Genomic DNA, 13373 nt, shown 5'->3' with positions numbered 1-13373 from the left:
ACAAATTTGAGGAGGATCTATCCCATGACAAATTCTAACCCGTCCAACCAAGTGGTATCCAAAATTGTTGATGGCAACACATTAGTATTAGAGCGCGTATTCCAAGCTCCACGTGAACTTGTATTCAAAGCTTTTTCTGAGGCGGAGCATTTGAAGCACTGGTGGGGTCCAAAAGGTTGGACGCTTCCCGTATGTAATGTCGATTTCCGTCCAGGGGGTACTTGGCATTATTGCATGAAGTGCGAGGATAAGAATCAAGGTGATTTCTACGGTATGGAGTCTTGGGGCAAGGCATTGTATAAGGAAATTACAGTCCCAGAACAAGTCATTTATACAGATGGGTTCTCGGATGCAGAGGGGAATATTTCAAAAGATTTGCCTGAGACGCTTGTCCAACTAGATTTTATCGACCTGGATGGTCAAACGAAGCTGGTGAATACCGGTAAATACTCTTCTCCGGAAGCCTTGCAACAAGTTATTGATATGGGGATGTTAGAGGGGATTTCCCAAACCTTCGACAATTTGGATGCCCATCTCGAGAATTTACAGAAGAATAACTAGAGCAGCTATGTGCTAGCCATGACCCTTTTCATCGATAAATAGGACGAAGCAAGGCTACTCTCTCCCGCTCGTCCTATTATGTTTATTTTGCAGGAAATAAGAACCTGATACTATTCGGAAAATATTGCAGGAAAAACATGTCATTATGCGTGCCCAGCGGATCCGTCTCAAACTTCACACGCTGATCAGCTTCATCAATCTTCTCTTTTAAAATATCATAAGCACGTTTGCTGTTAGGCACCATGTCCTTCTGGACATTTGTCTTGTGGATACCTTCCTGTTCACCAACATACATATAAATTCTGCATTCCCTATCTAGTCTTGAATTCTCCATGAAATGAATGAAATCTTTAAACCATACAGACGCAGATATGAATATAAAATTTCCAAAAATAGCTTCAGTCTTGTACATTGCGTACAGACTTATTAATCCACCTAGTGAAACACCACCCAAAGCCAATTTCTTCGGCTCGTTAGAGATGCGATAGGAGCTTTTGATATAGGGTACAAGATCCTGATAGACGTAATTCAAATAATCATCGCCCTTGCCCCCAAAGGACCAATCCTTAAAAAGAGCAGGCATTTCCCAAGGTGTATATTCATCATTCCGCAGTTGAGAATCAATCCCGATAAAAATAACCGGCTCTGTTACTCCCTCTTCCACATCTTTCTCTATAGCTATAATCGCCTCTTTGAACAAAAAATCTCCATCCTGTAAGAAAACCGCTGGAAATATCCGCTCCGGAAATAGATGATATTCTTTCGGTAAATACACGGTAATCTGACGATCTATATGTTCAAAAAGCACAAGCTCGCCTGCCCTCATTTGCGTCATATCCCCACTCCTTAACAGTTCAGCACTCGAAACGCTCTACTCATAATCGTTGGCACTACAGAAGCGTGATTTTCATTGGGTGCGACATAGTGCTCAACCTCTAAATTAGGCAGAGCATATTCATTCATTTTTGAAAATAATAATGCTGCGTCATCGACCATAAACGACTCTTCACTCCCTACGGTAATCAATAACTTTTGTTTATCGGTCATCTTCACTTGTCCATTGTTATAGAACCGCTCCGCATACGTCAGGATTTCATGATCATTCCACCAAATGGATGGACTAGAGGCCAAATAATACTGGAATAGCTTCGCACGAGTGAATAACGTCCAGAGGACAAATAAACCGCTGAGAGAGTGACCAAACAAGGCTTGTTTATGCTGATCCACATTATATTTCTTGTTGATTGCTGGCATTAACTCTAATTCTAAAAAAGCCAAAAACTTCTCAGCCCCACCATGTGGACCTATGTCAGCATTTTTCAATCGATCCGGATATACATACTGCTTCGCAGGAGGTGTAAAATCATAAAATCTTCTTTTAGAGACCTCTTCATCTGAACCATAATGTCCAATTCCAATCACAATTGCTGGTGCAATAAAAGTTTTTGGGGCATTTCTTGACTGCAGTTTTACGACATCCCGACCTAATTGAAAATATGAATTACCATCGAGCATGTAATATACTGGAAAGCCCTTTTCTGGTGCTGCTTCTCTGGGAAGAGAAACCTTTATATCGTACGTGTAACCCATATACTGAGATTCAAGTTTCCATGATTCTGTGTGTTCGAGCTCTACTTGTGTTGTCATTTTTTCTGTACTCTCTCCCCTACACTCTTGACTTGGCTAATAAATATAAGAAATATGGAATACCAATAATCGAAACGACTATACCCACGGGTAACTCTGCCGGCTGAAATATTGTTTTGGCAAAATAATCTGAGATCACCAGCAAAAACATCCCAACCACTGCACTGGATAACATAATATAGCGGTGATTAATTCCTACTAATCGTCTGGCGATATGAGGAGCCATCAAGCCTATAAAACTTATAGAACCGGATACAGATACACAAACACTTACAATCCCCACACTGCATAATAGAAAGATCAGCTTTTCTTTTTCTACCGAGATCCCCAAGCTTTTTGTACTGGAATCCTCCAATTGAAAATAATTGAGTAAATAGCTTTTTCGATACATTACAAATCCTAAAATAAGCACCCAAGGTGCGATCATAATGATATAAGTCCAGTTCGCGCTATAAATACTTCCGACACTCCAAACCGCGGCCATTTCATAATCACTTGCATTCATTTTCAGAGAAATATACAACGACAACGCACCAAAACCACTACTAATCGCGATCCCTGTCAAAATCAAGCGTTGCATATCGAGTGCACCATTCCGCCAAGAGAAAATAAAGATAATCACAACTGCGGCAAGCCCACCTACAAAACCAAACAGCGGCATGGCTAGTATCGAGAACCAGCTTTCTTTGAAAAAAGTAACTCCCGACATCTGAAAGAAAAACATAAACGCGACGATGGCAGCTCCAGCGCCTGCATTAATCCCAAGGATCCCTGGATCAGCCAGCCCGTTACGGGTAATTCCTTGAATGACAGTTCCCGCCATCCCCAGACCTATTCCTACTAATGAGGCAATAATGATCCGTGGTAACCGAAACTGAAAAATAACCAGGTCAAATTTAGGGTTAGGATCTATTCGCAGCAGCGTTTTTATCACATCCATTACAGACATATCAAACACGCCATTCGTAAGATGAAAATACCCCGCCACAAGGGTTAACAGGATAAAAACTAATAGTGTCAGCATATAGCGGCTAAACTGTATTTTACTTCTATCCACGCTGCTCTCCCCCTTTAACCCGAATTAAATAAAGGAAGAACGGGATTCCAATAAAGGCTGTTACAACACCGATTGGCGTCTCAAACGGAAAGTTAATATAACGGCTTAAGACATCGCATAACGCTAAAAAAACAGCTCCAATCACCGCTGAGCAAGGAATGATAAAGCGATAGTCTATACCTACGATAAAACGTGTAATATGAGGAATGATTAGGCCCACAAAGGCTATCTTGCCAACTAAAGCTACTGCTGTCCCGGTCAGACATACAACAGATATAATACTGACAATTTTCACCCATTTTGTTCGTTGACCCAAGCTAATCGCCGTTTCATCCCCCAGAGAAGCAACCATTACTGATTTAGAAATACTAACCGCCAAGAGCAGTCCAACGATTATAAAAGGAATTGATAATATTAGCATATCTGGATTAACGGTATGTATTTTCGAGCTATACCAGACGCTAACATTTTGTGAGACTTGAAAAAACATCGCAACTGCTGAGGCGATACTACTTAAAAAAGTACCAATTACAGTCCCAATAATAGCTAACCTGACTGGTGATAAACCGTTTTTGACCAATGAACCAAATCCGAAAACCAAACCCGCTCCGATGGCTGAACCCACCATGGATAAAATAATCATCTGAACATTCGATAATCCCGGATAAAACACCATAGCCAACGTAATAACAAATGCCGATCCGTCATTTACTCCCATAATCGATGGTGATGCAAGATAGTTACGTGTAACCCCCTGCATTAACGCCCCTGAAACAGCCAGAGCCGCTCCAACTAATAAAGCGGCGATTACACGCGGAAATCTAGATGTCATAATAATGTTGTGGTCCACATTATTAGCATCGAAGTGTGTAATCGCCTGCCATATTGTCAATATTCCAATATCTTTAACACCATATAAGACGGATACAACAATTGCTAATACGATGAATAATGGAGAAGTTGATAGGATCAATATAACTTTCCAATTTTTTGTATTCATTTTATTCATCGCACCTTTGGTTTTACTTCAACAGGTTTTCAATTGCTGCATCCAGGAATCTTACTTTAGACCAAGCCGTTCCACCTTGTGCCAACGGATCAATTGCATTTACAAACACATGATTATTTTTGACAGCAGTAACGCTTTTGAAGATCGGATTCTTGAGCAAATCATCAAGTGCTGTTGCATTATCAGTATTCTCACTAGTCTCAAACTGCAAGAAAATATAGTCCGGATTAATATCCGCCAAAGCTTCTAATGAAAGCTCTGCTTGTGCCTCTGTAGAGGAGATCACCTCAGGAATGGCAGCGCCCAGATCTTCATAAATAACCGGATTCAAATAAACGCCAGCAGGATATACACACATACTGCCTTGACGAATACGAATGACTAGAATGGATTGATCTTTCAGCTTTTCTCCGATTTCAGCCTTAGCATCAGCGGCTTTAGATTCATAATCGCTAATAATCTTTTCCGCATCTGCCGTCTTACCGGATAATTGACCTAATAAGAGCAAGTTATCTTTCCAGTTCGTTGAAATATGTGAATAAGGAATCATCGTTTGAATTTTATTAAGTGCGCCGGCCACATCTTCTCCAAACTTGGAAGACCCTAAGATAACATCTGGATCCAGCTGCAGGATCGCTTCATTACTTGGAGCAAATTTATCCCCCACTAAGGATGCACCCGCTAGCTCTGTTGACAGATAACCTGGAATAGCATCAGCTATCGCAAGTACACCTACAGGTTTCACTCCCAGTATGGCGGCATCCTCCATAGATTCGAGACTTGCTGCTACAATATTATTAATCTCTGCAGGCACGACATAATCCTTGCCCAAATATGTAACGGTTTGTTCAGTGGCAACTGCCTCCTGAGCCGCATTTCCTTTGTTATTTGCTGTTCCTTCTGCTGCTACTGCAGCATTATTTGTGCTTTTTTCTGAAGCTGTCTTATCCTTCTCATTGTTACCGCAAGCTGCCAAACTCAAAGCTAAAACTGCTGATACCCCAGCTAATAAATATTTTTTCTGATTCATATTCAATCTCCCCATCTATATTTTATTTATCATTCTTCAAACCAAAGCGATGATAATGAGAATCGTTATCATATTAAATCATATGAGAATAATTATCAATACTTTTCTTTGAATATATGAAATCTTGTAGTTTAACAGATGCGTAGAAATATTAATGAGCATGCAGAAGAACCCGCACCAAATGCGGGTTCTTCTGCACTAAATATGAGTTAAATTTTTAATCAACGTTATAAAACTCAGATAAGTCACGGAACAACAATCCGCACTCCTCTAGTCTATTAAGTTCCTCATTCACATCAGTGATCAAATTGCTTTCTCTCTCATGGGCTGTATTGATTAGCCACGGTTGTCCTTGTTTTAGAAAACAAAGATCATCAGGCAGCCTGGTCTGTACCCACGAGTACAAGCTGGTGGAATAGGATAAAAGAATATCGACCGCTTCAGGTGAACAATGAAAAAAATAAACATCTGCATAATGCCCCATAAGCCGAGTCCCCGGCCAATAGTCATCTTTTATGACCTTTTTGAGAAATGGTTGCAGCTGTTCAAGCAGTTCAACTCCTTCTGGCTCCAACTCCATCTGATCACGTTTTACTAGAATAAATTCATCACATACTTCCATAGCTACCTGTACCAGCGTCTTGTAGGTCTGACCCGTTGGTTCCTGCAAAATAGTATGAATAATAATGTCCCCCCTCTACTTATTTGTATTATTCAAATATTCTTTATGCATCCTACCCCAGCCACACATGCTATCCAACACTGTAATTAGCGATTTTCCATGTTCTGAAATACTATATTCTACCCTCAAAGGAAGCTCATGATAACTCACCCGGTCGATAAGCTGATCCTCTTCAAGCTCCCGTAATTGTTTAGCTAACGTACCTTGGGAAACATCAGGGATGATCCGTCTAAGTTCCCCAAATCTTTTTGTGCCATCTATCAATAAAATAAATAAAATGAGCGGCTTCCACTTTCCACCGATCTTTTCAAGTGTTGTAAGAACCCCAGTCAATCTCGGCTCCAGCAAATCCATGTGATCCCCTCTTTCGATAGTTATATAACTATATGTTCGAACCAGCTAGTACGAAAAATCGTACCTAGTACGAAAAAAGTGCGTACTGTGCAGGTTATATTTTATAGCTAATAATAAAAAACAGAACTTAATAAGTCCAATTAACTATGAACGGAGAAGATAAATATGTCCACTATTTCATTAAAAAACCAGCGTATCGTCATTATCGGAGGAAGCTCCGGAATAGGGCTTGCGACTGCCAAACAAGCGGTTGAACAAGGCGCAGCTGTCATAATCGCTGGACGTTCACATGATAAATTAGAGAAAGCTCAACAGTTTTTAGATTTCGATTCTGTTGAAATATATTCACTAGATAATCAAAATGAACAGGACTTGAAAGCTTTCTTTGAAAAAATCGGCGCATTTGACCATTTGTTCACTCCGGGAGCCTCCTATGTTAGAGGACCGATAACTTCGAGCTTAGAGGTTGCTCACAATTGCTTTAATGCAAAGTTCTGGCCGCAATATAATGCTGTAAAGCATGCTATCCCTTTTATCAACCCTACAGGCTCCATTGTTCTTATGTCCGGCGCATTCAGCCAACGTCCACTTGCAGACGGTGCCTCCTATGCAGCTTGTAACGGCGCAATTGAAAGTCTGGGAAAAGCATTAGCAGTAGAATTGGCTCCGATTCGGGTAAATGTTATTTCCCCTGGAACCATCCATACCAACTTTAATTGGGAAGGCGCAGAACAGGAAACTAGAGACAAGGCTTACGACGAATATACGAATATCAATCTCCTTGGCAGGGTTGGCCATGCCGACGAAGCAGCACATACAACGATTTATTTGATGACCAATGGCTATACAACAGGAAGTACTTTATTTCCGGATGGGGGATATATTTTGCGATAAAAAACAGCTGGCTCAATAAGTAAGAATTTCTACTTATTGAGTCAGCTTCTTTTAGTTTAAAGAATTAGGGAAGAATTCCTTGATTATCAGCCAGGGGATCCGTTTCCCTTAGTTAAGATCATAGTAAATTCAAATAAGGAGCATAACCTCATTTGATTATGAACTCCAATGACTACTTCGTAGTAAAAATTATACGAATTACATCCTCCTGAGTCTCCTTAATTTTATATATACCGATTTTTTCAGCAGCGCTCACTAGCGCTGAGATATACTCAGGAGTTGAATTTAATTTCCGAGCAGAGGGCTTCAGATTAATGGAGAACTCCTCCCCATGCTCGTCAACATCAAGAGATTTCACATAAACTTTAAATACCTTTACATAATGCTCATAGTTAACTAAATGTTCTTCAGTAACACCTTGAAATGAAACATTTACTTTCAAGGATTCCGGCTTCAGGAAGCTCACCTTACCTGCCTTGTCTAACTGCCCTACTTCAGGATTCAACACTTGATATTCAACTCCGTCAAGGATTGTAAAATCCATCCCATTATCCATAGTAACTAGTAAATTAAGACGCACATCGATAGCTTCTGGTCCGATTAATGTCAGATAGTCGCTAACTTCATGCTTGATCGTTTGTCCAGCCTCTTTCCCGGCGAACATAATCAATGGACTATGTACACGTCTATTCCATGACTTCTCTTCATGTGTACCCAAAGGGTCCATCTGAAAGAATAGGTCCTTCCCTAATACAAATCCCTTCGACTTTAGTACCGTCACAAGCGGATCAATTGGCATTCCTTCGGTTACACCCATGTCGAGCCAAATCTTCAATGCAGGCTTCCCGGACTCTTTCGCCAACTCCTCCAACATGCGCCCATTGCCTACCCAAGTAGCAGGGGATAAAGCTCCTATCGACGAAAAAGTCTCCGGATGTTGATATCCCATCCATAATGCCTGAACAGCACCGAATGACGATCCCATGATCATCCGGTGATCCCGATCGGGAATGGTCCGGTAAGCGCCATCCACATAGGGAATAACTGTATTGATAAAATATTGGGTAAATTCGGCTGCACTCGCTCCATCCGAAGGAATAGACTGATCCGGAAATGGAACATACTCCATTCCCCGTTCTGATCCATCACTTGAAGCGACTCCTATCACGATAACCTTCTCCATGGTTCCATCAGCAACAAGCTGATCAATGATCTCCTCAACTCTCCATTCTTTGCCTAAAGAGCTGGTATTTGTGTTAAAAATATTCTGCCCATCGTGCATATACACAACAGGATAACGCTCACTGTCAGCTTCATACCCTGCAGGTAAATAAACAAATATTCTCCGCTCACCTAGATTCTCTATGTGCACAGTACCTTTTGCCGCCCCCACATTGGTTGGGTTCTCCGATGCATTAGAAGTATTGCTTATCGTTGGATTGGGGGTTGGTGATGTAGCAACTTTTTCATTTACATTTCCGTTACTGGAACATCCCGAAAGCGCTAACAAAACTAATACTGCAAATCCCCAAAACCTCCATCTAAATAATCCATTTGAATGCATAGAACCCCTCCTGATTTTTGTTCAAACGTTTTCACAGCTCTCATTATACAGGATTTATATGGGATAATGAACATTTTTTCACATGTTGGAGGAGCATTATAGTAAGCTCTAAACCAAGTACATCCTGGGACATACAAACCAACTCCGACAACGTCCAAACAACCCGAAGAACGGTTTACGGATCGCTCCGTGAGGGCTACAATTTGTAGCATTGCCATAGCAGGCAGGAATAGGGCATATTTTTATAACATCATTCAAAGGCATAAAGGAATAGGAAAAGCCTGCTTGGAGTTCCCAAAGAGATGATTGTTGAAGACTAACTGATCTCTAACCTGATACACGCGCCTATGAATGAACATATAAATCTATATAATTTGTGCGATTACACTCCAGCGACAAGTGATGCATGGAGAGTTGAGTTGACGGGGGGGCAATGTGTAAAAGCGTTCGAGTTTAATTGTATTTCATACAACTATAATCAAACAGAACGCTCGATCACTGGATATAAGTGTATTTCGTGCAGCTATTTTCTGAAATTACTCCCTTATAAGTGGATTCTCTAGTTTTTAGTTGTATAAAGTGCAGTTAAAGTCAGGATTATTCTTTTGGCACTCGAAACAACTGCACAAAGTACAGTTATTTCGCAGATTCCTTCTACTTCCGACGCAAAAAAATCAAAGAAGCAATCAGACAACCTCCACTAGCTCATCATTTGCAAAAGCAAACCTCCCCGCAGACCAAAAACACCAGACAGTGATTCTCCACGAACTGAAGGATCACTGTCTGGTGTTTTATTCAGATTCAGAAAGGGTTGTTGTTTTGAGATAATCTCTTCTTTCCAATTAGTACTGTTGTCTTTCCTCGTAGGATACAAACAGCATTCTACGTTGCACATCCATAAGCATACGAATCACCCAACTTGCTAACAAGGCAACAACAAATCCAGCTACTACATAGGAGATATATTGTTGAGATAATGTCCAGTCGATCTGGAACAAAGCAAACACACTATTCTCTAAAATGTTCAAATCCATGGTTTGCAAGAAAATCTGGTGCAGCACAGGTAGTGTAATCAGGCCCAGTGCAGCCGCTACTACAGTTACTGTTATTGAAAAGAATATAATGCTGGATACGAATCGACCCATAATCAGCATAACGTTACGGGCAAACTTCGCTCCATGAAAACCTAACTTCATTCGTTGCAGGAAGCCCGCTCCCTCCAGCTGCATTTCCGATCTGGCCTCTTCACTAGGTCTAGGAATATCTAACAATGATCTGACCAGCTCTTGCTCAAATTGTACGATGTAATCCAATCCCTTAGCTACTGCAAAAAACAAAGGAATTCCGATGAATATTGGGGTTAACGCAATGGATAACGTCAGCCCTGTCACCATAAACACGAAATATACAATCGTAAGCGGCAAAGAGATTAAGAAGTATAAAATACTCCGATATGTCTTTGGACTTGCTCCACGTTTGCGCGTTTTAGATTGGGGTTGGGATTCTGCTGGAATATGCATGGAATCAAGAGCTCCCATCGGCATAGAGTATAACTTATCATTCATTTCTATTGTCCTTCCTCTCACGTTTTTCAATTAATCTCATTATACGTGGGAAAGAGAAGGCTCAAAACAGTCTTGGGGCTGGAGTCATACCAGACTAAAGGCTAGGATTTATCGCTTCAAGGCGCATAATTGACCGGTTTTATGATTTTGCTAGGCTACAGTCCCAACTTATTTCCCTTTTCCAGCCGCACAATCTGCTGTTCGCCATTATCTGCCAGCTCTCTGAACTGATTAATGGTTTCACGCATTTTGGGGAGAGCTTCCTGCTTATAAGTACTGATGGAATCGAGAGCGGATAGCACATCTGTAAAAGCTTGCTTTAATGTATCCACTGAAATACTTGATTCTAACGACTGTTTATGGATTTCCGCCCCTTGGTTTTTCAACATTTTTGAGGTACCGCTGATCAGGCTATCGGTGGTTTGATTTAAAAGTTCGATCTTTTTCAAAACAATTCGTTGATTATACAGCGCACTAGCTACCGTAACCGATATTTTCAAGGCAGACACGGTAACATTTCTAGCTCTGTCCACCCCTCTGATCAGCTCTTTATTATTTCGAATAACCACTTCTATGGCCATAATTCCTTGTTGATTCACTACAAGCATCTGTTGCAAATCCATAACACGCTGCCGCAACGGAAAAAGCACTTCTTCTGTAATGAACCGAACTTTCTCCTCATCCTCATCACGCAGCTTAGCCGCTTCCAGTTGCGTCTCTATCTCCTGATCCATCAACATGCCGAGCTGAATCTCTTTTTGTAGCTTTTTTGTGAGTTCCCGAAGGGCCTGTTGCTCGAATTCCAGCGTAGTATTGTCGTTCTTCAAAACGGTCTTACCCTTATCTAAAGAAATTATAATATCTGAAATCACAGCATCCGCCTTTTGATATTTAGCAAAATAACTACGTAATGGATTAAAGAACTTACCTAGAAAACCCGTCTTGGCAAAATCTACTGCACTGGGGTCCAAATCCTTCAGCTGGAGATTAAGCTCCGTCAAACCTTTTGCTACTTGGCCGCCTTCATCTCCTGTTTTTGATAAATTCCCCACAGAAATCTGCAACAAGGAGTTTTTGTCCGAAGAGGATCTCATCGTTTCCATACCGAAGCTATCAATGGATTGCAGCACCCCTTTTCGCTTATCCAGTGACTCTAAATTCAGATCCAGAATGGCGGAGACATTGTTTACTGCCAGTGCTTTGAGTTGTGATACTTCCTCGGGCTCAGGTTTGACCTGCTCCTCAATTACTGATTTCAGCTTTTCCTGACTTACGACTTCCATAGTAAACGACATAGAACCCCTCCTAAAAAATATAGCTTACATTTGAACATTGAGCAGGTTGCCGATTTTATAGACTACATCCTCTGTATCTGCATTGATGTTGGCCGCTTCATTTATACTCGAAATACTCTCAAGCGCCTTGATATTCGCATTGTAGCCAATCGTGTAAATCGGGATTTTGTAGGTTTCAATCAGACCTCTGATATCATTCAAGGAATGCCCTGCATTGGTCTCCCCATCACTTAATACAAAGATCAACGGCTTCAGATCCGGATTTAACTGTAATTCTGTTTGAAGCATATGAATGGCTACCGCGATTCCGTCAAAAGTAGCCGTCCCCCCATTTGCTTGGAGGCTGTCAATCGCACCAACAAACATGGACTGCTGGTTCGTGTCATATTTTCCAATCGGAAGATTGATTGTAACGTTATCAGAGTAAGAGACAAAACCAATGCTGTTATCCTTGCCCAAGTACTTCTGGCCTGTTAATAAAGATTGCTTTAAGCGGTTCAAGGGTTCCCCGTTCATACTTCCTGAGACATCTGCTACAAATACTGCGGCGATAGGTTTATTGCCATTTTTCTTCTCTTTCCACAGCTTCTGAGCTGAGGATATGAGACTGCCATCCACTGTACTAAGCTCTGATTGGTAATCATTAAGACCATTGAAGCCTTTTTTCTCACCCAGCTCCTGGTATTTATCCTGTTCAACAAACTCAGCAAACTTCTTAATAATATCGAGTTTTTCCTGAGGAAGATCACCCAAAGCGTAAAGCGGGCTGTCATGTCTTACACCAAAAGGAGTGAATACATACCCCCCCTTCAAATCTGTTGCATTCACAAAGATCTGGTATTCTAAGACAAAAGCATCAAGCTTACCGGTTTTTGCAGCCTCTCGCATCTGTAAAGTGGTTGAGGCAATAAAGGGAACATTTGCTTGGAATTTCTCAAAGCCCTGCACTGCTTGCTCACCAAGTAAATCTGCACCGCCAAACGTCCCAAGCGCTGTTACCAGAAAATTCAAACCCGTAGAACTGGCAAAAGGATCGGTATAACCCATTGATAATTCATTATTTGCTATGGCGTCTGTAACCGTCTTTACGTTTAAAGAACCGTATTTCTCTATTAGTTCATCATATTTCGCCTTACTGGTAACAATACCAGCTACATTACCTATAAGGCGTTTAGTGATTAGCTGCGTGTTCATCCCGTTTGCTTTTACCATTTCGCCCCACAACTCATTTGAAGGGGTAAAGGCATCTGGCACATACTTCCCAGATCTTATGTAATCTGTCGCTGTACCTGAAGCAATATTACGGATTTTCACAGAAACGTGACTCCCGTTCACCTCAATATTAGAGTTGTTAAAATCTGTAGCAACTTCATTCAGCCACCCGTCATTACCTGTTCCTGATTTTTCAGTAGAAGAGAATATCTCTACAAAGCTATCTGTTGTATTGTCTACGGATACAGGAAACTTTGAGATATCTGGTAATGAATCCCCAATCGCAACAGGATCCAGGTCAATCTGGCCTTTGATTTGCTCAGCCGTAGTCACGTTTATGTTCTTGTATAGCTTCTCTAGCTGCTTCCCCGCATCTTCGGAAGAAATCTGGGTTTCGGTTTTTCCTATATTAGAGGTTAAGGTGATTCCAAAATACACGAGAGCAAAAACTACCACCGTAATGGTCCCTAAAACTGCTACTGTTTTTCCTTTATTAGCCATAC

13 protein-coding genes are annotated in these 13373 nt (G+C 41.1%); 2 read left to right on the top strand and 11 right to left on the bottom strand.

Features of this window, described 5'->3' with window-relative positions; translation table 11 throughout:
* Positions 1–24 precede the first annotated feature (24 nt).
* The gene (locus NYE35_RS13530) at positions 25–561 is read left to right on the top strand and encodes an SRPBCC domain-containing protein (RefSeq protein WP_038570543.1); all 537 of its coding nucleotides are present in this window, start codon (positions 25–27) and stop codon (positions 559–561) included.
* 82 nt (positions 562–643) lie between these two features.
* Here the strand turns inward: NYE35_RS13530 and NYE35_RS13525 are convergent, their stop codons facing one another.
* From NYE35_RS13525 to NYE35_RS13495, 7 genes are all read right to left on the bottom strand, one after another.
* Positions 644–1396 carry an alpha/beta hydrolase gene (locus NYE35_RS13525; protein ID WP_341121232.1) on the bottom strand — a complete coding sequence of 251 codons (753 nt, stop codon included), beginning with the start codon at positions 1394–1396 and terminating at the stop codon, positions 644–646.
* A gap of 11 nt (positions 1397–1407) precedes the next feature.
* Positions 1408–2208: an alpha/beta hydrolase gene (locus tag NYE35_RS13520; protein WP_076297741.1), complete on the bottom strand. Its 801-nt coding sequence runs from the start codon at positions 2206–2208 to the stop codon at positions 1408–1410.
* 19 nt (positions 2209–2227) lie between these two features.
* The gene (locus NYE35_RS13515; RefSeq protein ID WP_076104305.1) at positions 2228–3232 is read right to left on the bottom strand and encodes a FecCD family ABC transporter permease; all 1005 of its coding nucleotides are present in this window, start codon (positions 3230–3232) and stop codon (positions 2228–2230) included.
* Between the two features lie 25 nt (positions 3233–3257).
* A complete protein-coding gene (locus NYE35_RS13510) occupies positions 3258–4274 on the bottom strand; it encodes a FecCD family ABC transporter permease (RefSeq protein ID WP_076273844.1) in 1017 nt (338 codons plus the stop codon).
* Positions 4275–4287: 13 nt separating this feature from the next.
* Complete coding sequence (locus NYE35_RS13505) at positions 4288–5304, bottom strand: ABC transporter substrate-binding protein (protein ID WP_076213058.1); 1017 nt, start codon at positions 5302–5304, stop codon at positions 4288–4290.
* Positions 5305–5521: 217 nt separating this feature from the next.
* Complete coding sequence (locus NYE35_RS13500; RefSeq protein ID WP_051491456.1) at positions 5522–5974, bottom strand: hypothetical protein; 453 nt, start codon at positions 5972–5974, stop codon at positions 5522–5524.
* Between the two features lie 27 nt (positions 5975–6001).
* On the bottom strand, positions 6002–6340 hold the full coding sequence (locus NYE35_RS13495; RefSeq protein WP_036686390.1) for a winged helix-turn-helix transcriptional regulator: 339 nt from the start codon (positions 6338–6340) through the stop codon (positions 6002–6004).
* A 165-nt stretch (positions 6341–6505) separates the two neighbouring features.
* Here NYE35_RS13495 and NYE35_RS13490 point away from each other — a divergent pair, with 165 nt between their 5' ends.
* Complete coding sequence (locus NYE35_RS13490) at positions 6506–7234, top strand: SDR family oxidoreductase (protein WP_341121229.1); 729 nt, start codon at positions 6506–6508, stop codon at positions 7232–7234.
* Positions 7235–7406: 172 nt separating this feature from the next.
* Here NYE35_RS13490 and NYE35_RS13485 read toward each other — a convergent pair whose 3' ends face one another.
* The 4 genes from NYE35_RS13485 to NYE35_RS13470 form a co-directional block, all read right to left on the bottom strand.
* Positions 7407–8798, bottom strand: coding sequence for an alpha/beta hydrolase (locus tag NYE35_RS13485; protein ID WP_341121227.1), 1392 nt, complete (start codon positions 8796–8798; stop codon positions 7407–7409).
* 842 nt (positions 8799–9640) lie between these two features.
* On the bottom strand, positions 9641–10363 hold the full coding sequence (locus NYE35_RS13480) for a sensor domain-containing protein (protein WP_051491455.1): 723 nt from the start codon (positions 10361–10363) through the stop codon (positions 9641–9643).
* Between the two features lie 155 nt (positions 10364–10518).
* On the bottom strand, positions 10519–11658 hold the full coding sequence (locus NYE35_RS13475; RefSeq protein WP_038570533.1) for a toxic anion resistance protein: 1140 nt from the start codon (positions 11656–11658) through the stop codon (positions 10519–10521).
* A 24-nt stretch (positions 11659–11682) separates the two neighbouring features.
* Entirely contained in the window at positions 11683–13371 is a 1689-nt protein-coding gene (locus tag NYE35_RS13470) for a VWA domain-containing protein (RefSeq protein ID WP_341121224.1), read from the bottom strand.
* Positions 13372–13373 lie beyond the last annotated feature (2 nt).

Origin of the sequence: Paenibacillus sp. FSL L8-0494 (assembly GCF_038003695.1) — a bacterium.
Lineage (GTDB): Bacteria > Bacillota > Bacilli > Paenibacillales > Paenibacillaceae > Paenibacillus_AQ > Paenibacillus_AQ odorifer.
This window is presented reverse-complemented; position numbering and strand designations above follow the sequence as displayed.